This window comes from Methanococcoides burtonii DSM 6242 (assembly GCF_000013725.1).
Classification (GTDB): domain Archaea; phylum Halobacteriota; class Methanosarcinia; order Methanosarcinales; family Methanosarcinaceae; genus Methanococcoides; species Methanococcoides burtonii.
The window spans coordinates 1975107-1998909 of sequence record NC_007955.1 but is presented as its reverse complement, the minus strand read 5'-3'; the positions used below and the strand labels follow the sequence as shown (position 1 = coordinate 1998909).

Annotated in this window: 26 protein-coding genes; 16 read left to right on the top strand and 10 right to left on the bottom strand. The window is 43.0% G+C overall.

The genetic code is table 11. From position 1 onward, the window contains the following. Positions 1-2 precede the first annotated feature (2 nt). From MBUR_RS09850 to MBUR_RS09830, 5 genes are all read right to left on the bottom strand, one after another. The gene (locus MBUR_RS09850; protein WP_011499929.1) at positions 3-437 is read right to left on the bottom strand and encodes a methanogenesis marker 6 protein; all 435 of its coding nucleotides are present in this window, start codon (positions 435-437) and stop codon (positions 3-5) included. Continuing rightward, positions 437-2002 (bottom strand): methyl-coenzyme M reductase-associated protein Mmp3, encoded by a 1566-nt coding sequence (locus MBUR_RS09845; protein ID WP_011499928.1) that lies wholly within the window; start codon positions 2000-2002, stop codon positions 437-439. The genes MBUR_RS09850 and MBUR_RS09845 overlap by 1 nt, the downstream gene beginning before the upstream one ends. 29 nt (positions 2003-2031) lie before the next feature. Then, on the bottom strand, positions 2032-3648 hold the full coding sequence (gene atwA, locus MBUR_RS09840; RefSeq protein WP_011499927.1) for a methyl coenzyme M reductase system, component A2: 1617 nt from the start codon (positions 3646-3648) through the stop codon (positions 2032-2034). Positions 3649-3913: 265 nt separating this feature from the next. Continuing rightward, a complete protein-coding gene (locus MBUR_RS09835; RefSeq protein ID WP_011499926.1) occupies positions 3914-4714 on the bottom strand; it encodes an HAD family hydrolase in 801 nt (266 codons plus the stop codon). A gap of 82 nt (positions 4715-4796) precedes the next feature. Next, positions 4797-5573 (bottom strand): thermonuclease family protein, encoded by a 777-nt coding sequence (locus MBUR_RS09830; protein ID WP_157196706.1) that lies wholly within the window; start codon positions 5571-5573, stop codon positions 4797-4799. A gap of 156 nt (positions 5574-5729) precedes the next feature. Between MBUR_RS09830 and MBUR_RS09825 the strand changes: the two genes are divergently transcribed. From MBUR_RS09825 to MBUR_RS09770, 12 genes are all read left to right on the top strand, one after another. After that, on the top strand, positions 5730-7118 hold the full coding sequence (locus MBUR_RS09825; protein ID WP_011499924.1) for a sensor histidine kinase: 1389 nt from the start codon (positions 5730-5732) through the stop codon (positions 7116-7118). 19 nt (positions 7119-7137) lie between these two features. Further along, positions 7138-7833, top strand: a complete 696-nt coding sequence (locus MBUR_RS09820) for a matrixin family metalloprotease (RefSeq protein WP_011499923.1) — start codon at positions 7138-7140, stop codon at positions 7831-7833. Positions 7834-8006: 173 nt separating this feature from the next. After that, the gene (locus tag MBUR_RS09815) at positions 8007-8390 is read left to right on the top strand and encodes a translation initiation factor IF-5A (protein WP_011499922.1); all 384 of its coding nucleotides are present in this window, start codon (positions 8007-8009) and stop codon (positions 8388-8390) included. A 13-nt stretch (positions 8391-8403) separates the two neighbouring features. Further along, positions 8404-9273, top strand: coding sequence for an agmatinase (speB, locus tag MBUR_RS09810; protein WP_011499921.1), 870 nt, complete (start codon positions 8404-8406; stop codon positions 9271-9273). Between the two features lie 83 nt (positions 9274-9356). After that, positions 9357-10004, top strand: coding sequence for an HVO_0476 family zinc finger protein (locus tag MBUR_RS09805; protein ID WP_011499920.1), 648 nt, complete (start codon positions 9357-9359; stop codon positions 10002-10004). Continuing rightward, complete coding sequence (locus MBUR_RS09800; protein WP_232221897.1) at positions 9956-10612, top strand: protein-L-isoaspartate O-methyltransferase; 657 nt, start codon at positions 9956-9958, stop codon at positions 10610-10612. Before MBUR_RS09805 ends, MBUR_RS09800 begins: the two co-directional genes overlap by 49 nt. Positions 10613-10676: 64 nt before the next feature. After that, entirely contained in the window at positions 10677-11714 is a 1038-nt protein-coding gene (locus tag MBUR_RS09795) for a phosphate uptake regulator PhoU (RefSeq protein WP_332244257.1), read from the top strand. A gap of 141 nt (positions 11715-11855) precedes the next feature. Further along, entirely contained in the window at positions 11856-12479 is a 624-nt protein-coding gene (locus MBUR_RS09790) for an Era-like GTP-binding protein (protein WP_011499918.1), read from the top strand. Between the two features lie 5 nt (positions 12480-12484). Continuing rightward, positions 12485-12844 (top strand): DUF2073 domain-containing protein, encoded by a 360-nt coding sequence (locus tag MBUR_RS09785; RefSeq protein WP_011499917.1) that lies wholly within the window; start codon positions 12485-12487, stop codon positions 12842-12844. 17 nt (positions 12845-12861) lie between these two features. Further along, positions 12862-13374 carry a hypothetical protein gene (locus MBUR_RS09780; protein WP_011499916.1) on the top strand — a complete coding sequence of 171 codons (513 nt, stop codon included), beginning with the start codon at positions 12862-12864 and terminating at the stop codon, positions 13372-13374. A gap of 18 nt (positions 13375-13392) precedes the next feature. After that, positions 13393-14001 carry a 6-phospho-3-hexuloisomerase gene (gene hxlB, locus MBUR_RS09775; RefSeq protein WP_011499915.1) on the top strand — a complete coding sequence of 203 codons (609 nt, stop codon included), beginning with the start codon at positions 13393-13395 and terminating at the stop codon, positions 13999-14001. A gap of 12 nt (positions 14002-14013) precedes the next feature. Next, complete coding sequence (locus MBUR_RS09770; protein WP_011499914.1) at positions 14014-15126, top strand: pyridoxal phosphate-dependent aminotransferase; 1113 nt, start codon at positions 14014-14016, stop codon at positions 15124-15126. A 45-nt stretch (positions 15127-15171) separates the two neighbouring features. Here the strand turns inward: MBUR_RS09770 and MBUR_RS09765 are convergent, their stop codons facing one another. Continuing rightward, a complete protein-coding gene (locus MBUR_RS09765; RefSeq protein ID WP_011499913.1) occupies positions 15172-16242 on the bottom strand; it encodes an NOG1 family protein in 1071 nt (356 codons plus the stop codon). 175 nt (positions 16243-16417) lie between these two features. Here MBUR_RS09765 and MBUR_RS09760 point away from each other — a divergent pair, with 175 nt between their 5' ends. Then, on the top strand, positions 16418-17293 hold the full coding sequence (locus tag MBUR_RS09760) for a CBS domain-containing protein (RefSeq protein ID WP_011499912.1): 876 nt from the start codon (positions 16418-16420) through the stop codon (positions 17291-17293). 7 nt (positions 17294-17300) lie between these two features. Here MBUR_RS09760 and hisE read toward each other — a convergent pair whose 3' ends face one another. Beyond that, positions 17301-17600: a phosphoribosyl-ATP diphosphatase gene (hisE, locus tag MBUR_RS09755; protein ID WP_011499911.1), complete on the bottom strand. Its 300-nt coding sequence runs from the start codon at positions 17598-17600 to the stop codon at positions 17301-17303. 224 nt (positions 17601-17824) lie between these two features. Between hisE and MBUR_RS09750 the strand changes: the two genes are divergently transcribed. Then, the gene (locus MBUR_RS09750; RefSeq protein WP_011499910.1) at positions 17825-18271 is read left to right on the top strand and encodes a CBS domain-containing protein; all 447 of its coding nucleotides are present in this window, start codon (positions 17825-17827) and stop codon (positions 18269-18271) included. A gap of 174 nt (positions 18272-18445) precedes the next feature. On the opposite strand, the gene MBUR_RS09745 is transcribed toward MBUR_RS09750, so the two are convergent. Genes MBUR_RS09745 through MBUR_RS09735 form a run of 3 tightly spaced genes read right to left on the bottom strand, consistent with a single transcriptional unit; the run spans position 18446 to position 22017 of the window. After that, a complete protein-coding gene (locus tag MBUR_RS09745; RefSeq protein ID WP_011499909.1) occupies positions 18446-19732 on the bottom strand; it encodes a 3-isopropylmalate dehydratase large subunit in 1287 nt (428 codons plus the stop codon). Between the two features lie 53 nt (positions 19733-19785). Further along, positions 19786-20496 (bottom strand): YkgJ family cysteine cluster protein, encoded by a 711-nt coding sequence (locus tag MBUR_RS09740; protein ID WP_011499908.1) that lies wholly within the window; start codon positions 20494-20496, stop codon positions 19786-19788. Positions 20497-20520: 24 nt separating this feature from the next. Beyond that, positions 20521-22017, bottom strand: coding sequence for a DHH family phosphoesterase (locus MBUR_RS09735; protein WP_011499907.1), 1497 nt, complete (start codon positions 22015-22017; stop codon positions 20521-20523). A 134-nt stretch (positions 22018-22151) separates the two neighbouring features. Between MBUR_RS09735 and MBUR_RS09730 the strand changes: the two genes are divergently transcribed. Together MBUR_RS09730 and MBUR_RS09725 are read left to right on the top strand one after the other, a co-directional pair. Then, positions 22152-23597, top strand: coding sequence for a bifunctional ADP-dependent NAD(P)H-hydrate dehydratase/NAD(P)H-hydrate epimerase (locus tag MBUR_RS09730; RefSeq protein ID WP_011499906.1), 1446 nt, complete (start codon positions 22152-22154; stop codon positions 23595-23597). 14 nt (positions 23598-23611) lie between these two features. Next, complete coding sequence (locus MBUR_RS09725; protein ID WP_048063361.1) at positions 23612-23791, top strand: hypothetical protein; 180 nt, start codon at positions 23612-23614, stop codon at positions 23789-23791. Positions 23792-23803 lie beyond the last annotated feature (12 nt).

Genomic DNA, 23803 nt, shown 5'->3' with positions numbered 1-23803 from the left:
CCTCAGAATTCTGAATCAATTATCTTCTTCAATTTCGATATATCAAGTTTTTTCGGAGCCTCATGCATTTCAAGAGGTTCACCAGCCTCATATTTGTCCAGTGCTCTGCCTATCATGGGAAGCATATTCACCTCTTCTCTCAGGAAATGGAAACCTGGTCTTGGACCGCCTCCTCTTCCCGCCCGGCATCGGACCTCTGCACCCGGCTTAAAGCCCCTTTCCTTTACAAATATATGATTATGGTCCATTGAACGAAGGGTTTCAACAACCTTGAGCACAGCTTCCCTCGGACCATTCACCATCGTACCAAAACAGGTTTCCTTGATAGTAATGGAATCTTCCGATTCGTAAACCTTCATAACTGCGTCCGTGGGCAGGATGCTTTCCGAACTTATGACAACTATCTTCGTGATGTTATCCTCAGTTTCTTCAGCCATCAATTATCACTTCCCTTACTTTCAATAACGTACATAACATCCCCATCCTTAAGCCCTTTGAGTTTCTCAGGTTCAAGAATATGACCAATTATATTAGTGCTCAGGAACTTCTCACCCGTAGGACCGAACATATCATCATCGTCCAGTTTTACACCGACCATTCCATGTCTTTTAGCCGCCTGGTTAGTGACACCGATATCACCTGCATTTACCTTGCCTTCGGGAACATTCTCAGGCATGATCTCCTTATATTTCTCCGCAGCCTTTTCCGCCTTGAATATATATGTGTTCTCGTAGGTCATCATGACCGGCAATGCCCCAACGGGTTTGAACTGGAGATCTATAGCATGTCTGAAAAAATCAAGCGTTTTTGGAGCAAGATCATCATAAAGTTCAATGCTTACAAGCTTTGAATCTGGAACACCGATGACTTCCACTGACCTCTGTCGCATAACATCGATGCTATGCGGAGGATCCTGTTTCACAACAACAGCATCTTTTTCCACGTAGCCTTTCTTAACAAGCTCGATACCAAGTGCTGAAAGCTTTTCTTCTGCGGCCTTGAAGGACAGACCCAATAACCAGATCGGTTCCGGATCGGTCTTTACCATCAATTTCTGACCGGCTTCTGCCATCTGTACAAGTTCGAGACCATGTGACAAGTGTCCTATAACGGAATGCATGATACTTGCCGGACGGTCATCGCGGGCAATAAAGACCTTGCCGGAACCATACCCTACTGTCCTTACCCATACCGAACCTCTGTCCCGCGGGTCAAAACCTTCATACTTGCACATCTCACCGTGCAAAGAACTATCTGAAATAAAAGAGCTGGAAACAAAGTCCACATCAAAAGTCCCATCCCGGATCAAAGCAAAAAAGTGTTCTGCACCTTCAGGGGTTTCCGGATTAAGCTCCACTTCAACATAAGTGAATATACGGCATCCGTCTTCAAGTACTGTAGAGAGATCGGAAGTACAGATATGATCCCCAGACTCTTCCCATTCCAGAACAGGTTCGATAGAAAGGATACTATCCCCGCTTCCAAGTTCTTTAAGGACATTGGTTCCACTGATAATCTTTCCAAAGGAACCGTCTTCCGGAGCACCGTATTCTGAAGAGTGATCATCCAATGCGATGATCAAATGAGTATTGCCGGGATCTAGACCACCAGCACCAAAAACTACGTCATATTTCTCAAGTGATACTGAGCCTTTACCAGGAATTATATCCGCTTCAAACGGACCAAAAGCTATTGCATCCCTGGAATCCCAGCGTACACTGACACTTTCATAATCTTTAAAACGCTCTGCCCATATCACTGCGGATACAGACTCACCATTGAGTTCTATTTTAAATTCACCTTTAGAGGTCTTAACGACATAATCGATAATAGCACCGCTTCTACCGCCCTCATATTTCTTGAGGATACCTATGGCAGAACCTTCCATATAAGGAGTTTCAGATGCTTGTATAGCATCCCCCAATGTAGAATTATGGGGTATTGCTATGCGATGATCATTGACCTCTACACTAATTTCGCCGCTCAGACCTATCGCCTCCATTAGATAATATAGGAAGCTAAATGTTAAACTTATGCTTCCTGAGCAACAAACAAACGTTCTTCTTCAGTAAGTTGAGAAAGCACCTCTCCCGGCTCACCGATCGATACGATCTTAGCATCCCTCATCAATGCAACGCGATCACATACTTCATGCAGGAAGTCCATATCGTGAGATACAATAACGAACGTATCACCCATTTCGTCACGTGCTTTAAGGATAGACCTTGTGACCTCTATCTTTGTTATCGGATCCATGGTGCCAGTAGGTTCGTCCATCACAATGATGGTAGGCTCCTTCATCAAGATCTGAGCAAGAGCAACTCTATGCCTTTCGCCTTCACTTATATCATCTGCCATCTTTGGAAGAATGGACTTTGCCTTCTCTTCAGAAAAACCAGTCGTTATAAGAGTCTTGATGGCCTTGCGTACTGCAAGCTCATAAGGTAGGTCGATACCTATTGACTCAGTTAGATTGTCAATGATGGACCTGTGAGTGTAAAGCCCATATTCCTGATGAAGAATGCCCATATATTTAGTTGCACGACCTCTGTTATCAGGACCTGGAATGGTCATGTCCACCCATTCGTCACCTACACGGACCTGAATAACCCCTTTTGTAGGTGCAACGATTCCCATGAGCATCTCAGATGTAGTGGTCTTTCCTGCACCACTTGTGCCTGCAAGACCAAATATCTCACCTTCCTTCACATCAAAAGAGATATCATTTACCGCATGTATAACGCCCCTTGTTACAGAGATATATTTCTTGACAAGGTTCTTGACATCGATTATCGGAGCACCAAGAGGAACTTTGACATGCTTCTTAATACTGGGCACCATGCCCATGAACTCTTTAGCAACCTTGCAAGGCTCACCTTCACTGATTATCACACCATCTTCAAGGATGATAGCCTTATCTGCAAGCTTCTCTATGACCTCAGACCAGTGAGATGTAATGACCATGGTCATATTGTAAGTTTTCACAGCCTTTTCAATAACATCATGAACGATATCAGCAGTCCTCGGATCGAGTGTACCGGTAGGTTCATCCGCAAGCAAAAGCATCGGATTCCTCACAAGCTGTCTTGCAAGAACCACCCTTTGTTTCTCTCCACCGCTCAGATCACGCGCAACGTGCATCAACCTGTGAGACAGACGTACATCTTCAAGAAGTTCCATAGCCCTTGACATCGCATCAGGACCTGTATATCCGATCTCTTTCAGAGAGTTCATCACATTTGCAACTACCTGATCATCGCCATAAAGGGCGAATGTACGCTGCAACATGATGGCAATTCTCTTGGATACGCTCCTCCGCTCATGATCATGCTGAGACAGAGCTACAAAATCCGCATCAAATGCCTTCATATACTCATGATTACAGAGACGGCAAGGCTCGCCTACTTTACTTGGCGGATCTATGTGACCACATTGGTCACATCTTGCAAGATGATAAATGATTGAACCGGAAATATTCTCGTATTCTTCAGCACCTCGCAGAGCGTGCATCAAAATTGTTTTTCCTGCACCACTGCGCCCCAAAATTCCAATAACCTCACCCTCATTGATGTTAAGATTGATATTTTTCAGAACCTTCACATTATCATAAGTGATAGTTAGGTCTTTGACCTCGATGAACAATGACATTTGCTTTCCTCCGATATGGTTAGCTTAAGAACCTTTTTTGATATATTGACACATTGATGTTCAATATTACTTAATGGTTTTGTATGTAAATATCAAAACCAAATGAATCTCATTTTGTGAATAACATTACCAAGATTTTATCCTCAGCAGATACACAGACTTACATAATACAGTACATAAATATAACGTATTGCAGTATCACCGTTAACATTGAAAACCAGATACAAACGAGCCAAATTAAGATAAATCCCCAGACCAACAGGGCTCAATCGCTGTTAGCAAGGTCAACCACTTCCCCAATATGATCTATAATAACATTTGCAGAGTTCACCAGCTTTTCCGGGCGATTATCCCCTTGTTGTATGGTCATCACCCCAATATCAGCCGCCCTGAGAGCAAGAATATCGTTCATCCCATCCCCCACCATGAGAACTTTTTCATACTTCCCCTTAAGTTCAAGGATAATCCGCTCTTTTTCACGGGTAGTGGCAATATCAAAGACACGGTCTATAGGAATAGAAAGACATTTTGCAAGCTGCTCAAGATTGCGCATACTGTCACCCGAAGCAATATAGACATCAACCCCGCGAACTTCAAGTTTTTCGATGGTATCTTTTGTATCGTGGAACAAACGTCCCCCCGTACTCAATACATAAGGAACAGAATAATCGTTCCTATCCACTATGATCCCGGCTGCAACATAAAATATGTTCGGACACTGTGCTTTTACCATGTCAACTACCTGAAGTATATCAGATATCCTCAGTTCGCTTCCTTTAATAATATCATAGGCTTCATCAACGGAAAACGGATCACTAGCACAACTGATAGCGATCGTGACCCCATACTCATCGATAAAGTCACTAACGCGCATACTATGATCAGCACTCAATACAACGCTGGGTTCGGTATGAAGAACAATAAGAGCACGCCCCTTTCGTTGTGCAACAAGTCCAGTACTATCTATGCCTGTAATGATCTGACCAGACCCCATATCCTTTGCAACACGATACATATGCAATAGTGTCCCGGCACTATCAAAAACCACAGCTACGTTCTTTTGCATAGGATATGATTCAGCATACCAGATTATTAAACTTGTGTTCTCTAAAAAAGGATGGAGAAAGACCGAAAAGCAAATATTGCCTTCATTGGATGATAACGATCTGAGAAGGTGCTTCAACAATTATCTCAGGATTTTCTTTGTACTCGATCACCTTTCCGGTCACTAACACATGTTTTCCCTCATACATGACCACGGGGTCCTGTGAAAAACGATCCCAGTAATCACTCCAGATCACCACAGTGAAATAACCCTCATAAGGGTCATGAAAATTAAGGAAAATGATCCCAGCATCATCCTTTTTTGTGGTCTGGACTATCGTACCTTCAACTGTAATGACCTGCCCGATGTAGCGCCCTGCTTCCAGATATGAGATCGTGACAGGATCTTCCGCCATGACAGGAGCCGACCAGAGCCCGACACCATTCTTTTTTGCCACCACTTCCGCACTATCGAAAATATCCTGATAATGCGTATCCGGACTGTAGGCCTTTGAGAAAGCAAGTCCTGAAAGGACAAGTTCTTTGTTAACCATTTCATTCTCCACCCAGACATACCTTAAAAGTCTTCCATATACATCAGTCTCACTAACATCCTTTTCGAGACCTATAACCTTGCCCAGAACCCTGTGCACCATATATTGCTTTGCTTCAGAATAATAAGGCTCCCCCGCCTCAGGAGTATCAACTCCTATCAACCGCACCCTTTCACCAGAAGACACAACGATCGTATCACCGTCAATGACTTCCGTTACATTCACGAACTCGAGAGGATGAGGTGCTGCATCAGTATCCGATCCTACGCACCCCGAAGACACAACAAGAAATAAGAGAAGCAAAAAAGAAGCAATTCGTTTGTTCATGAGGTGAAGATTAGAGGAAAACATTATAACATTTACTGAATAATATTTTATAAATTAATAAAAATATGAGTTATTATATATAGATTAGTATCAAAATGAGTATGATTGATATAATTGCCTGTCAAACAAATCAATAATCAAACGAGTGGATAATGATTGCAGAATAATGAGTTACCTAGGATATTGGTCGTGGATGATGACCAGAAGAACGTAGAACTGATGGAAGCGTACTTGTCCCCCGACTACGAAACGATCCCTGCGTACCGAGGAAAGGAAGCGCTTGAGATCCTTGAAAAGGATGAGATAGACCTTGTTCTGCTTGATGTGATGATGCCTGACATGAAAGGTTATGAAGTATGCATCAAACTCAAAGAAGATATTAAAACTCAATTCATACCAGTCATTATTGTTTCAGCTCTTTCGAGAAAAAAGGACCGCATCCAGGGTCTCGAAGCCGGTGCAGATGAATTCCTTACAAAACCTGTTGATCAGATCGAACTGAAAACAAGGGTCAAATCCCTACTAAGGCTCAAAGAGCTTTACGACAGAAATATTCATGAAAAGGAACTCGCTAACAAATATTTTGATACCGCTGATGTCATGCTCATAGTGATAGACCCTGACCATAAGATCAAGCTAATTAACAAAAAGGGTTGCAAGATAATGGCATGCGAAGAAATGACCCTTATAGGGACTGATTTTTTCAATACGATGGTGCCGGAAAGGTTCCGAGAAAGTGGAATTGAAGACTTTTACAGATTTATCTCTGGAAACATTAGTGGACTTGAGAATTTTGAAGCACCCCTTCTAAGACTGGATGGAGAAGAAAGGATCGTAAATTGGCACAACACACTATTAAAGAACAAGAATGGAAAAATTACAGGTATGCTATCATCCGGAGAAGACATTACCGAAAGAAAGCGAGTAGAAGAAGCCCTGATAGAAACTGAAGAGATACATGAAAAAGAAATACACCATCGTATAAAGAATAATCTTCAGATAATCGCCAGCCTTCTGGATCTTGAGGCTAGCAACTTCACAGACCCCCAGGTTATCAATGCATTTAAAGAAAGCAGGGATCGGATCCATTCAATATCCATTGCACACGAAGAACTGTACCGTTCGAGAGATATGACGAATGTTGCTTTTCAGGATTATGCAAAGGATGTTACAAATTACCTGTATCAGATGAACGGTCAGCAGGCAAAGAATATTAAACTAAGGATGGAGGTAGAGGATACTCTTTTAAGCGTTGACAGGGCCATTCACCTCGGGCTTATTCTTAATGAACTTATTGTTAACTGTTTCAAATATGCATTCCCGGACGGAAAGGGGAACATATCCATTGTTTTCCACAGGAAAGATGATCAATTCACCCTCATTGTGGCCGATAACGGCATAGGTATTCAGAAAGAGATAGAGATCGGAAATACAAAGACACTGGGCATGCAACTGGTTAACGAACTTGTGAAACAGATCGGTGGGAATATACATATCGACAGAAGTAATGGAACAAAAGTAACGATCACATTCAAAGATAAATGACAGTCCCAAGTGAGATGAAATGAAGATCAAAATAACGATCCTTAGCATTCTACTTTTATGCACTCTAATAATTCCTGCACACGGATTTCTTGGAGAAAAAGAATACCCGAGATTCTTTGATGAACCTTGGGACCATTCACCCATAACAGTGTATATAGATGATGTGAATACACCCCCGCACTACAGCCACACATATCGAAAAGCGATTGTGGACGCAACTGAGTATTGGGAAACCGGCGGGAACGGCAAACTATATTATGAGCCAGATTTTGAGATAATTGATAGCCCGGATGCAGACATTTATGTCATGTGGGTCGAGACAATGGAAGAGGTTACCGGTGCAGAAGATGGTGTTGCAGGATACTGCAGACCGGAAATATCTGCCGGCAGATTCATCCGTGCCAGTATCGTCCTGGAAGTCGGCGATAAAAGAGGACTTTCGTGGCAGCAGTATGGAGATGCGAACATGGAACAGATCGCCATACATGAACTCGGACATGCCCTTGGGCTTGACCATAGTAATGACAAAAAGGACATAATGTATCCTTCGTATGAACAGAGGGATAATGTGAATCCCTTGCTTCTGGAAAAGACGTATCCCATAATAATTGCAATTGTGCTGATCGCCATAGGTGTTCTGGGATATTTAGGAACAGGATGGTTACGGTATCATAAAAAGATAAAGAGCCTTGAGGATAAACACATTAAAAAGTGAATTGTAGAACATTTGGATACATACATAGGATATGCATTTAAATAGTTTTGAAACATCCATGCCCATTGAATTTCTTTGTTCGTTAGATTGATATATAGAATAAAGAATTATAAGCACATATTTATCCATTAATAAAAAACATTACGTTTTTTGCGATTATAGGAGGATTATAAATGAAACAGCAGGTAGAGGTTAAAGAACTTAAAGAAGGTAAATACGTCCTTGCCGATGATGAGCCATGTGTCATCAAGAGCATACAAAAATCAAAGCCAGGTAAGCACGGATCAGCAAAAGCAAGGATCGAGGCAATTGGCATATTCGATGGCCAGAAACGTTCCATCATAAGCTCAGTTTCCGCTAAGACCTACGTACCTATCGTCGAGCGTAAGAGTGCACAGGTACTATCCATTTCCAGCAACATCGCACAGCTCATGGATATGGAAACCTACACTACATTCGAACTTACCATCCCTGAAGACTACAAGGATAGGGTCACTGAAGGTAAAGATATCACATACATTGAAGCTATGGGTAAGATGAAGATAGACCTTAGATAAAAACAGGGATATTATGTTCTACCAGCCCGGCATGATGGATGCACTGGCAGATTACGATTCTGCCAGCTACGTCATATTTGGAGTACCATTTGATCGTACATCATCGTTCAGGGCTGGGAGCAGATGGGCTCCTGACGCTATAAGGAGCGCCACTGCAAATTTTGAAAGTTATAACTCTTTTTATGATATCGATATTTCAGAGATCCCTGCCCACGATGCAGGAAATTTCGAAGCAGGAGCTCTTGTGGACGATGTCCTTGATGAGCTTTATCTTGATGTCATTAACATCGTTGATGATGGAAAGCTCCCAATAATGATAGGTGGAGAACATTCCCTAACACTACCATGTATGAAAGCCTGTGCAAAACATGCAGGAGAGGATTTCGGAGTAGTTGTATTGGATGCACATTTTGACCTCCGGGATGAGTTTGAGGGAATGAAGTATAATCATGCTTGTGTTTCCCGCCATATTCTCGAAGAGGTCACTGAGAACTATGTCAGCATAGGCATTCGAAGCGGTCCAAAGGAAGAATGGGACTATGCCAAAGAGAACAACGTTCGTTACTATACTCCCGAAGATGTTACAGAGAAAGGGATAAAGGGACTTACCAACGAGATTAGAGAATATCTTGATTGTGAGAATATCTACATATCCCTTGACATGGATGCACTTGACCCTGCGTTTGCACCGGGAGTGGGAACACCGGAACCATTTGGACTTACATCCGTGCAAGTTAGGGACATCATACGGGAATTCGCACCCATTGCCAGAGGTTTTGATGTGATGGAGATATCCCCGGAGTATGATAGCGGTCAGACTGCGATACTTGGTGCAAAATACATTCGCGAATTCATTGCTGCACATGCTGCTTCAATAAAATGAACAGTCCAGTCTTAATCCATTGATAATAAAGTTGTTCATGGTTAAGTTTATACACACCCCGAACAATCATATGCTCAGATACCATGAATGAAGAAGTAATAGTAGAATGTCCTGTATGTTCACCAAAGGAATCGGTAGAGCACGAGGTATTGAGAGCGGGGCAGAATCCCGTCGTACAGTGCCAGGAATGTGGAGCAGTCCACACAACAGTAATTGAAGAGAAGAAGCCCATAGTTACAAAAGTGATCGTCAGCAAGGATGACATTTCATTTACCCTTCATGCACCTATAGACTCAGAAGAGATGCTATATATCGATGATGAACTTGTGATCGATGATGAGAACTCTGAAGAAGTATATCCGATAATTGTAACATCCATTGAATCCGAAGGCCGCCGCGTGGACCGCCAGGAAGTCGATAAGATCGATACGATCTGGGGACGTGCTACAGATGAAGTTACTGCAAAAATATCATTGAAGGTCAGGAACGGCTCAACATCTCTGGAAAAGAAAGTTCCCGGAGAATATGAGTTCGTTGTCGGTGAAGACTATAACGCAGAAGGAAAAACGTTCCACATCACCAAGATAAAGATAAGAGGCGGTTCATTCCAATCACGAAAGGGAGATCGAGTTGCTGCCAAGTATATCAAGCGCATTTATTCCATCGACAAGCGCAAGCAAGGATGGGGAGAAGGAAAAACCTCATGGAGTCAAAGGGACAAGAGGTATTGATAAGAGCACTGAAAGCTAACGGGACCGATCAGCGAGTGCTCAATGCTATGAAAAAGGTCCCGAGACATCTTTTTTTACCTGAGGATATGCAAAGTTTTGCTTATGCAGACACTCCATTACCCATCGGATATGATCAAACGATCTCCGCACCCCATATGGTCGCCATAATGTGCGATCTCCTGAAAATTACTGAGGGAATGACTATTCTGGAGATCGGTAGCGGTTCAGGATATAATGCTGCTGTAATGGCTGAGCTTGCAGGTGAGAATGGGAAAGTCTACACGGTCGAACGCATTCCAGAACTTGTGGACCTTGCCAGGAACAACCTTGAAAGAGCAGGATATTCAAATGTCACTGTGGTACATGATGACGGATCCTGCGGTCTGCCTGAACATGCCCCATACGACCGCATCGCTGTGACTTCAGTGGCACCTGAGGTCCCACCACCACTTAGAGAACAATTGTCAAAGAACGGTATAATGGTGATCCCGGTAGGAACACAATATCAAACCCTTGTCGTCGTAAAGAAAGACAGCAAAGGCAACATCACCCATAAAGCGATGGGAGAAGTGATATTTGTCCCCCTTATAGGGAAATACGGTTTTTGAACTATTTAGAACCAGAAAGAGAATGACACATCAGACATATGAATATATATGCAACCTTTAATATATAGAATGGTTCGAAAAAGGAGAGATCATTATAGAAACACGAAAGATACAGCGGACCGGCGGGTCCACATACATTGTATCACTTCCAAAAAAATGGGCAGAAAGAGTCGGAATAACTACCGGATCCCAGGTTGCACTTCAGCCACAACAAGATGGTTCCCTCACAATTATGGCAATGGAAGCTGCAACCTCCGTTCAGAAAAAGAATGTGATCGATGTTAGCAGCTACAGCGGAGACAGCCTCATACGGACACTTATTGCTGCATACCTTTCCGGCTCCGACCTAATTGAACTTCGTGCAAACAGGATACAGGCAGAACAAAAAAAGATAATCCGAAATATTTGCCATAAACTTATTGGACCTGAAATAATAGAGGAGACAGCAAAAACGGTACTCATCCAGGATCTTTTGAACCCAAACGAAGTATCCATTAAAAAAAGTGTTCGGCGGATGTTCCTTATTTCCAATTCCATGCTAAAGGATGCTATACAGGCTTTAAAAGAAAAGGACCATGATCTTGCCCTTGATGTTGTAGAGCGTGATGATGAAGTTGACCGACTATTCATGTTGATATCAAAGCAATTCCGAGCAGTACTGCGTGGAAAACGCATCCCGGATACATCTGAGACTACGATAGATGAATATCACGATCTGAGGCTCGCTGCAAGTTCCCTTGAACGTATTGCCGACCACGCTGCAAAAATTGCAGCAATAATACCTACATTGGTGATCCATATCCCTGTCGAGACAATGTATCTTATAGAAACTTCGACAGAAGCCTCAAGTAAAATGGTAGAGGATGCTATTGAGGCATTGTACACTCAGAACACGGAACTTGCGAACAGGGTAATTTCAAGAGCGGATGATACAAAGATCAAGATAAATGCACTTGATGCATCTCTTTTAACACTTGAGTCACCCGAATCCATTGTTGCACTTGGTACTGTGGCAGACAGTCTTGACAGGATAGGAGATTATGGGTCCAACATTGCAGAGCTTGCGATCAATCTATCGATGGCACTAATTCAAAACAAATAAAATCCAGAATGATTATTTATTATAACGTATTTAATAAACCACAATTCGAATAATGATACTCAGGCGATTATTTATAAGGCATGAGTAATATCAAAACATATAGATTTGAATAGGATTTCTGTTCTAAAACGGAGGGAACTTATGGGCGTAATGGGATCATTTAAGAAATTCTTCAAAAGGCTGTTTAACAAAAAGAATGCACGAATCGGTATTTATGGTCCACCCAATGCAGGAAAGACCACACTTGCAAACCGGATACTCCGGGACTGGACAGGCGATGCCATGGGTTCAGTATCCCACATTGCTCACGAAACCCGCCGTGCAAGACGACGAGAGGGAGTGACCATCCAATCAAACGGTGGATCGATAAGTCTGGATATAATTGATACACCCGGACTTGCAACAAAGATCGATTTCCATGAGTTCATGGAACTGGGAATGAACGAAGCAGAATCCAAAAGAAGAGCAAAAGAAGCGACCGAGGGGGTAATTGAAGCCGTGAAGTGGCTGGAGAACCTTGACGGAGTAATCCTGGTAATGGATGCAACTGAAGACCCATATACCCAGGTAAATGTTACAGTAATAGGCAATATGGAAGCAAGGAACTTACCATTACTTATCGTTGCCAACAAGACAGACCTTCCGGAATCTTCAGCCACTTCAATAAGAGAGGCATTTCCGCAACATCCAATGGTAGCCATATCTGCCCTTGAAGGAAAGAACATCGATACGTTCTACGATGAAGTTGCAAAAAGGTTTGGGTGATCGATATGCAGGGAATTCAAATGGACTTAGTCTCAGAGGACAGGCTTGCAAAGATGCAACCTGTGGAAAAAGTCCGATTTATTATTGATGAAGTAAAGGGCGGGAAGATCCTTGTTCTTGAAAGGGGCCTTACCCCTGAAGAAGAAGCAAGCCTTATCGAAATGACAATGACACTGATCGAGCCTGACGATTTTGCAGGTATTGAGATGGAAAGTTATCCAAGCCAAACGGACAACTCATTGCTTGGAAAACTGTTCAAGAAAAATGTAGTTCGAACCCGACTTACAGTAATTGGACCTGCCAACAAGCTGAAGACCTTGAAGAAAGACCGTGACATGATAAGTGCACTTGTCTCAAGCAAATAATTCGATGTGGGACACTAATGGATACCACTGAACAAAAACAAACTCCAAAAGAGGTCACTCATTCATTGTCCTCTTATGCAATGGGAACAGATGAGGTCAATATTGTCTGCACCTATGGAAAGATAGCCATCTGGTATGGCCGCCAGACACCCGAGGTTATTGTTGGGCAGACCCTCATCAGCATCTCAAAGATAGACAAAACGGCAGTCCATGAAACAGAGATCGTATGCGATTTCGACAAGATCACAGAATATGAAAGTAGCGGATATATCCTGGTATCCTATGCGAAAGCACAAAATGGATATCGGGCAATGTTCAACATCCCATTTTACAGTAACAAAGCACTTTACTATCTGGCAGAGTCCATAATCGAAGATTTGAAGAAGGATGATGTGCACATTGACATCTACTGGAACGGTGACGATTCAGATATTGCTCGATTATATGATGAATTCAAGGATATAGAGGGATGGAAAGTGAAAGATATTACATATAAAGATGAGGGCAAGCACAGAGATGCCCCTAAATAATGAAAGGAATGAATAGTTATGAAAGACGTATCTTCAATAAAATGTGAGCATTTGATCTCATCCATGCAACTTATAGCACACCATCTTGAAAGTGTTGCTGAGGATCTTGACAAGGAAAGTATCAGAAATATGATATCAACCATCCTTGAAGCGGACAGCGTATTTGTAATGGGTGCTGGAAGGTCAGGTCTTGTAGGAAAAGCATTTGCAATGCGTCTGATGCACCTTGGTTTGAAGTCCTACGTAGTTGGAGAATCCACTACCCCTGCAGTTCATCCAGAAGATGTAGTTGTCACAATATCAGGATCAGGAGAAACTAAATCAATTTCCAATCTTGGAAAGATCACAAAGGATATCGGAGCAAAGCTCATCACCGTTACATCCAACCCTAATTCCACACTTGGTAATCTTTCAGATGTCGCTATGGAAATAAAGGGAAGGACAAAGGATGATACTGGCGGATACCTTGAAAGACATATGCGTGGAGAGTATTCACTTCTCACACCACTGGGAACTTCTTTTGAGATATCATCCCTCGTATTCCTCGATGCAGTTATTGCAGAGATCATCTCCATTACAGGAGCATCCGAGGACGACCTTAAGTCACGTCATGCAAAACTAGAGTAAGGAGAATATATCATGAGCGGCAGAGGATTTGCACAGCGTGTTCTGGATATTGATATTTCAGGCATTAGAAAGATGTTCGAGGCTGCCGGTTCAGATGCGGTCAATCTGGGACTTGGACAACCGGATTTTGATACACCCGGCCACATCCGACAGGCAGCCATCGATGCCATTAATGAAGGATTTACCGGATACACATACGGAGCAGGGATCGTTGAACTAAGGGAAGCATTAAGCCAGAAGTTCAGAGAACAAAATGGTTTCGAGGTAAGTCCTGACGGTATCATTGTTACATCAGGTGCTTCCGAAGCGCTGGAAATAGCTATCGCAGCCCTCATTGATCCGGGAGATGAAATAATAATCTCCGACCCGGGATTTGTATCCTATAATGCCCTTGCAGGCTTCATGGGTGGAAAGGTAGTTGGAGTCCCTCTGGGAGATGATCTTACCATGCGGCCGGAAAACGTCATGGAGAGTATCACCCCTAAAACAAAAGCAGTCATTGTGAACTCACCTTGTAATCCTACCGGCGGAGTGCTTTCAAAAAGCGACATCAAAGCCTATGCTGAGATTGCAGACGATAATGACATCACACTTATTTCCGATGAGGTCTACGAACATTTCCTTTACGAAGGAGAGCACGTCAGCCCTGCAAAGTTCACTGACAATGTCATAACTGTCAATGCATTCTCAAAGACATATGCTATGACCGGATGGCGTGTCGGCTATACTGCTGCGAGCCAAGAATATACCAACCAGATGCTAAAGGTCCATCAATATGTGCAGGCATGCGCGAACTCCATTGCGCAAAAAGCAGCCCTTGCTGCCACTACCGGCCCACAGGACTTTGTATATATGATGCGAGATGAGTTCAAAAGCCGCAGGGATGTCCTCGTTGAAGGCGTCAATGCACTCGGAATGGAATGTGAAGCGCCAAAGGGTGCGTTCTACATGTTCCCGAAAGTAGAGAACAGCACCGAAGTTGCTACCAAGCTGGTAGCTAACGGGGTAGTGGTTGTGCCAGGAACAGCTTTTGGTAAAAACGGAGATGGCTATATACGAATGTCTTATGCAACATCCATGGATGAAATAAAAAGAGCTTTAAAGATAATGGAAAAAGTACTCTGACCAGGTCCTTTAAAGGACATGTTCATTTTATATTATTTCTTGAAATCATTCAAGATCAGCTTCATCGAGTTCTTCACTTAATAGTGCTGCTTCTTCGGCCATTTCTTCGCTTAATTTTCTAGCTGCTACTTCAGCCGCTTCTTTTGCTTCCTTTTCTTTTTTGGTCTCTATTACCATCTCAACAAGCTTGTCAACGATAGAATCGAGATTCTCACCTGTTGCTGTTGACATTTTTGCATCAACAAAATCAGGTATTTTAAAGAGATCATGGTCGCATTTGTTCGCAACAACATAGACCGGCATTTCAAAGTTTGCTACAACTTCATCAAGAAGACGTTTCTGATCAGCTATCTCGTAACCACATGTTTCACTTGCATCGAGAATGAAAAGTACAACAGCATCAAGATGCTTTATCGCAGTGATCGCCTGAAGCTCTACATTGTTCCTTTCAGACATTGGCCTGTCAAGAAGTCCAGGAGTATCAATAACCTGATATCGATCATATCCTCTTTCAAAATGACCGATGAGAACACCTTTTGTTGTAAACGGATAAGAAGCCACTTCAGGTCTTGCACCGGTAGCCATTGAAACAAAGCTGGACTTACCAACATTAGGATAACCTGCGACTACAATAGTAGGTTCCTCGCGTACATCCGGGAACTTCCTCATTATATTGCGGGCATCGTTCAGAAAAAGAAGGTGTTTATTAATAGTACCTATTACAGAAGCCATACGTCCAAATGCCTCTTTACGGGTCTTTACCGGGTCCTTGCTTTTTCTTATCTTACCCACATATTCCCTTGATATCTCATGGATCTTGTTACTTGCCCAATCAGCAGACCCGAGAGCTAAACGAAGGTCATCAATGCCTACTACAATATCAGTAAGTTCAAAATAGAAATTTGAAAGATCATCAAAGTTTGGAAAACGCCTGACAATATTTGCAAGATTATCAGAGAGGATATTTCCTGAGGTCATTATCATTGACTCATGTGCTTTCATTGCACCATCTTTATCCCTTACAGTCTTTCCTGCCTTTGCACGTGCTGCCCTCCGAAACGCTTTATCGATAAGTTCGTCCGAAGTAGGAACCGTGTGAATCTTCTCAAATATCATGATCATTTACCTATAATTAACTATAATCAGCTTCAAACTCGCATAAGCTATATATTAGTGTTCCTCGAAGTATAACCCTTAAACAAAAAATTATTAATTATCATTCATTGCAATTCTTACAACATGTATATATAGCCCTATTCAGATAAATCCACTAGGAGATAACGGTGAGCTTATGGAATTAACCCCTATTCAAAAAGAGATAATCATTGAATTGATCAACCTTCAGCGCCAGAAGGCATCAGCAGTTAAAGGCGAAGAAATTGCCGAGCTAATAGATAGGAATCCAGGGACTGTCAGGAACCAGATGCAATCGCTTAAAATGTTGGGACTTGTAGAGGGAGTACCAGGTCCAAAAGGCGGATACAGAGCGACCGGTGATGCATATGAAGCCCTGAACGTAACTGCAATGGACAAGGAAGCAGAAGTCCCGATCTATAAAAATGAAACGATCGTTAACGGTGCCACGGTTGCAGAGATCAGTTTTACAACAGTGAGACATCCGGATCTGTGCAATGGCAGGATAAAAGTACTTGGGAACATCAAGGCATTTAATAGTGGGGATCGGGTGCAAGTGGGACCAACTCCGGTGAATCGACTGATAGTGCGAGGAGAAGTAGTTGGCAGGGACGATACTGAGAACTCGCTTCTTTTCACAATAACAGAAATGGTATCACTACCAAAAAAATCAGTCAAACATTACATCAAAAAGGACACTATTTCCGTAGAACCAAATTATACCATTCAGGAAGCAGCTCGCATTTTTATCACGAACAAGATACATGGCGCTCCAGTGGAAGATAATGGAAAGATAGTAGGAATGGTAACTTTCATGGATATCGGAGAAACCCTTGCAAGCGGGAAGATGACCCTGAAAATAAAAGACATAATGACAAAGAATGTCATTACTATTGATGGCGATTCATCCCTTAGTGATGCAGTTCACTTGTTCAATGAACACAATATCGGAAGATTAATCGTCACCATTGATGGAATTCCAAGAGGAATGATATCAAAAACAGATGTATTGCATGAACTGGTCATATGCTGATATGACCTTAATGCCTTCTTTTTTTCATTTCTTCAGCAATGTCATCCAGAGTTATGTCAGTAGCTGCAAGCATTACCAGCAGATGGAATAACAGATCAGAGGTCTCATAGATAATCTCAGCCCGGTCATTATCTTTTACCGCAAGGATCGTTTCAGCAGTCTCTTCGCCCACTTTTTCGAGTATTTTGTTTATACCTTTCCGGTGATCAAGGAGAGAACAAACATAAGAACCCTCCACAGGATTGTTCTTGCGGTCCATTATCACATCGAATACTTCGTTCAGAACAGACATATCTGCATCAGTCATTGGAAAACTCCTATATTGAACATAATATTAAGGATCATAGGATCCAGTCTATTTAGTAAATAGGATTACATCTTTAAAAAGGATTTCAATGGCATTTTTATACATCATCTACCCCCATAAAAAAATTAAACAAATCGACCATTGCATACATCGCACAACTACCCGATGTTTATTTATAGCTAAACTCTCTAAATAAATGATGTAGCGTTTTTGAGGCTATCCGTTTGGCAGACAGATCATTTTTAGAGATAAGGGAGGAAGATATCTTGATAGCAGAAAGTATGCAGGTTAAGGACGTAATGACAAGGGGAGTAGTGACGGTACCTTTTGAGTCGAATGCGGTGGAGATAGCAAAAGTGATGGCTGACCAGAACGTATCCACAGTTGTGGCCATAGAGGACGGCGGTGAGATCTTTGGGGTCATATCTGATATTGATATCTTAGGCCGGATGAAGGATAAGAACTGGGAACTATCATCTGTGGAAGACCTGATGTCAGATTCGGTTGAAACCGTCAGTCCAAATGCAACTGTTCACGATGTTGCTGACATGATGGCCGATAAAAGAGTACACCGCCTGATAGTCATGTCAGAAGAGTCTGTTGGAGCCTCCTACAGACCAATAGGCATCATCAGCTCCAGTGACATTATAAAAGAACTGTTCCGGAAATAAAAGGAACAGCTCACTAAAATAATGAAGAAATAAAATAAGGTGTATTGACGTTGGTGTGTAATCCGAACACAATATGACGGAATTGTTGTTGGTTTATACCAACGTCGACCTCCAATAATCAATATTCTAATATATCTTTTTTGGTCAACTTCTAAAAAAGAACTGAGAGATATCTCAGATCTTTCTGGGGTCAGTTATCACACCGGTCAGTGCAGATGCTGCAGCTGTTGCAGGTGAACTAAGATATACGAATGAATCAGGGCTGCCTTCCCTTCCTTTGAAGTTACGGTTGGAGGTTGCAAGTCCCACTTCACCGTCACCAAGCAGACCAAAAGAACCACCCATACATGGGCCACAGCATGGTGCTTCCACAATTGCACCGGCTTCCATGAACTGCTCCACATATCCTGCACGAAGCACTTTCATGTACTCGGTCCTTGATGCAGGGATGATCAAAAGACGTACATCCTTTGCAACAGGCTCGTCACCCATCATCTCAGCCACGATCTTGATGTCCTCAAAGCGACCGTTGGTGCATGAACCCACGAATACCTGGTCGACCTTAGTACCTTCCACTTCAGAGACCGGTTTTACATTGTCAACGTTGTGAGGACATGCCACCTGTGGCTCAAGGTCAGAAACATTATAATCATGGAACTCAGCATATTCGGCATCCTCATCGGACTTCCAGTATGGATCGAACTCATAGTCAGGAATACGCTCCTTAAGATATGCCTCTGTGGTCTTGTCAGCTTCAATGATACCTGCCTTACCGCCCATTTCAATTGCCATATTGGAAATGGTCATACGCTCGGATATCGTAAGGCCCTCAATGGCAGAACCCGCATACTCAGCAGCCATATATCTTGCACCTTCTGCACCGACGTCACCTATCATGTGCAGTATAAGGTCCTTTGAATAGACGTGTTTTGGAAGCTTTCCATTGGCTTCGAACCTGATGGTCTCAGGTACCCTGAACCAGAGCTTACCTGATGCAAACACTGCAGACATATCAGTAGAACCGACACCGGTAGAGAAGGCACCAAGAGACCCGTATGCACAAGTATGGGAATCAGACCCCACAATAAGGTCACCAGGTCTTACATGACCCATTTCAGGCATGACCTGATGGCATACGCCCTCATAGACATCATAGTTAAGAATTCCCTGTTCCTTTGCAAACTTCCTGAGCATGATATGGTTTGCAGAAGCATTGAGAGAATCAGCAGGAACCTGATGGTCAAAGACTATCACGATCTTGCTTGGGTCCCATACCTTTTTCTCTTCCTTGTCACGCATGATGTCATAAAAACCATCTACTGCGAGGGGACCAGTGATATCGTGAGTCATTGCACGGTCGATGTTCGCAAGTACGAAATCCCCGGCTTTAACCGTTTTTCCTGAAGCTTTTGAAAAGATCTTCTCAGAGATCGTCATTGGATGATCATTAGTATTGAACATGGTAATCACTGCATTTATGAGGACCTTATAAATAAAACAATCGATTAACAGCTTCACTTATGTAATTTAATTACAAACTCCGAATTGCCATTATGATCATGCACAACAAAAAGAACTTCATCGACATCGAAAGAGCTCTTAGAGGAATTCATATTAGGAGAAGAGCCTTCATTTGCCTCGAATTTCTCATAAAGGAGAGCAGTATCTTTCAGCTCAGTAACATACCTGCCCAGCAGGCCCTCTGCGAGCAAAACAGCATCCTCATCGGAAATAGGCTTTCCCAGACCTTCACATTCAGAGGTCAGCAACTTGCCACACTTGATATAGAAAGGATAGGTCCCACAAAGCATAGGTCTGCGATCATAGATGCCACACCTATTGCTACCATCCTCACCAATAAAAGAACAATTGCCATTCACCTTCCTTTTCAGCATCCATCCAAACGTATGATATCGGCCCTGAGAGTCCACTTCTAACTCCTGGGCATACTCATGCAAAGCATCTTCAAAAGGAACATCCTGAATATCAGGCAACATTGGGAAGACCGCATCGTCAAGAGAGCATTCCTGCAATGAACGTATATCAGAAGATGTCAAAAAAACACGATTGTCCCCACAGGAACGCCTACAGCATTTACCACACATGGAACAGGTAAAACCGATACTACGTATCTGTGATGCCAGATATTCACAAGAAATATTTTCGGCAGCTTCAAGCTCTTCTTTGAGTTCATTGACAAGACGCTGCCTATAATCCGAGAACATGATCAGCCTACAAATTATTCAAGCTCATTCCGTATCCCTATCAACCCCGACCGCGTTAAGGAATTTCTTAACAACTGCCTCATTGACAAGTCTGAGAAGTGTCTGCCTATCCTTTATATCACTGAACACACCAAGCGGGATCTGTGCCCCTGCTGCATTGGAGTGACCTCCTGCCGCCTTTTCTCCAAAGGCCCGTCTAAGGACCTCCCCGAGATTTATCCTGATGTCATTGCTTCGACCTGAGATGAAGATACGGTCATCGGACACACCGAAAACGATAGACGTAGAGATGCCTTCAAGGCTTAACAAATAATCCGCTGCCTGCGGAAGGGCATCGCGGTCCCTTATGACACCAACGTTCGTCAACAGATAACTACCAATGACCTGCCTGTTAAGAATAGCCTCTCCCAAAATATCAAGCGTCTCGATAGACATTGAAGGACGTTCGAGCTGGTCAAGTATCTCATGGTCTGCCAATGGGTAAAGGTAAGCAGCTGCAGAAAGATCTGCAGAATCGGTATTCCTCTTGAAATCCAATGTATCCGTCCTTATCCCGTAAAGCAAAGCAGTTGCAAGAACCTTATCGATCTCGATGTTCAATTCCTGCAGGTATTTGGTAAGGATCGTTGCAGATGCTCCCACATTAGGACGAATATCCACAAAATCAGCATCTATCTCTGAATCTCCCAGTGGATGATGATCCAGAACAATACCAAGATGCATCCCCGGGGACAGCATATTATTGGCTCCCGGAACTGCACAATCCACCATTGCTATATCAGTAAAATCAGAAAGACTATGCTCTTCCATCCTGTTAAGGTCGATACCCAGCAGATTCACGAATGCCTTGTTCTCCTGATGACCGATCTCACCGTGGTACAATATAGAGGACCTAACATCAAATGATTCCGCGATCTTTTGTAGCGCAAGTGCACTGGAAATAGCATCCGGGTCGGGATTGTCGTGAACTACGATGGCAAGTGCTTTGCCAGACATATCCTTGAACCATTGTGACAGCTTGTTACCACGATGAACCACTTCTGCACGTCCAAGTGACCTTACTAGTGATTTTGCAACCAAACGGGATGGCATTAACACAAGGTCTGCACCGAGAGCTTCCATTTCCTGTAGGTTGATGGCATCAGATGCCCTTGCGACACAATAAGCATCATTTATCCCCAAAGTGGATATTATCTCAAGTGCCTTTTTGTTGGCCTCATTGTCAGAACTAAGAACTAGAACCCCTGTAAGCTCTTTGAGGTTCAACTGTTTATATACCTCAGGGTCAGAGATATCCCCTGCAATAGCCTGATACGCGTCTTCGCGTAACGTTTCAACTTTTTGCGAATCCTTATCAACGATTATAAGGTCTTTATCGAGCTCACGGAGCTCCTTTGCGACAGCAAAACCGATACTGCCACTTCCCAAGATCAGATAAGTGGGATTTTGCCACTTCTTGTCCGGGACATCTATTTCTTTCAAAGTGGGTATATTGATACCTCCTCGTAAGCTATAATTCATTGTTCGCTATTAAGCGTCTTTCGGAAAACATATATATACATGAACACGTTCATCAAAAATGAAAGCATACCAGAGCCTCATTTCCAAATTGATAGAACTAAATATGATGCAAAACAAGAGAATATTAGAGGAATATGAAGGGTATCAAATCTTCAAGGATGAAGGCAATCGATGAGAATTGTGAGCACTTGGGACTTAAAGGGCTTCAGCTTATGGAAAATGCCGGAGCTGCCATTGCCCATGAAGTGAGAGAACGTGTTCAAAAAGGAAATGTACTCATCGTTGCAGGGCGAGGAAACAACGGAGGAGATGCTTTCGTTGCTGCCAGACATCTGGCATATGATCCTGCAATTACGATCAATATTGCCCTCATTGGATCAGCTTCACAAATAAGGAGTGAGGATGCAATCAATAATTATGGTCTCCTGGAGCATTGCAGAATTAATGCCCTCATTGAAATAACAGACCCCCAAAAACTTAAAGAAATGGGATGGCTCGACAATGCAGACATAATAGTGGACGCATTGCTGGGGACAGGCATCACCGGAAAATTAAAGGAAACTGAAGCAACGATAATAGACCTTATCAACGATTCAAATGTCCCCGTGATTGCTGTTGATGTTCCTTCCGGATTCGATCCCGATGGAGGAGAATTTGAGAGGTCGGTCCGTGCTGATGTAACTCTCACTTTTCACAGAATGAAAAAGGGACTGGTATCAGGCCATGCCAAAGAATACACCTCCGAGGTCAAGGTGATCAACATCGGGGTTTGTGAAGATGCTGAGAAATACGTTGGGGAGGGGGATATCAATGCATTCCGAACAAGACACGGGGACAGCCACAAAGGGCAACATGGAAAAATACTCATTATCGGAGGAGGGCCTTACTCCGGAGCTCCGGCACTCACTGCCATGGCAGCATTGCGAGCAGGCGCAGATATCGTGACAGTGGCAGCCCCGGCAAATGTCGCAGACATAATAGCTTCATTCTCACCGAACATCATTGTGAAAGCACTTTCTTCCAACATACTGTGTAAGGAGGACATGGGCACCATTACGAAACTCATAGAAAGCCATGACGTAGTGGTCATCGGGATGGGACTTGGAAGGGCGGAGCAGACAAAAGATACAGTTTCAAAGATAATTCCACTTTGTACAAAAGTGGTTGCCGATGCAGATGCCCTTTATGGGATAGACCTTCCCGTACCGAAAGGTATTGAGATGATCATCACGCCACACGCAGGAGAATATAATGCATTGGGCGGAAATGGTAAAGAGGATACCCTTGAGTTCTCAAAAAGGAACAATGTAACGATCCTGCTTAAAGGTAGAGAGGACCACATAAGCAACGGGAAAAGAATTGCTATCAATCGGAATGGTAATCCGGGAATGACCGTAGGTGGTACTGGAGATGTGCTTGCAGGAATTGCAGGCGCTCTTTTTGCAACTGCATGCAAGATGGATGCAGCATGTGGTGCAGCCTACATCAATGGGGCTGCAGGAGACCTTGCTTTTGAGAGAATGGGAAGCGGGTTGCTTGCAACAGATATTATTGACATGATCACAGAAGTTATGAAATAAGATGAGTGGGAATAATGGATACAGAAAGAAAAATAACAGTCGATATCGAAAGGAATCGTGTTCGTGTAGTAGTAAGTCATGGAGAGGACGAGGAAATAGTCAAGCTCTCGATCCCTGAAGCACGGGAACTCATGTCAAAAATGCAGGATACAATTCTTGACTATGACCAGAGGAAACACGTGCGTATCGATTAAATATTGGAGAAA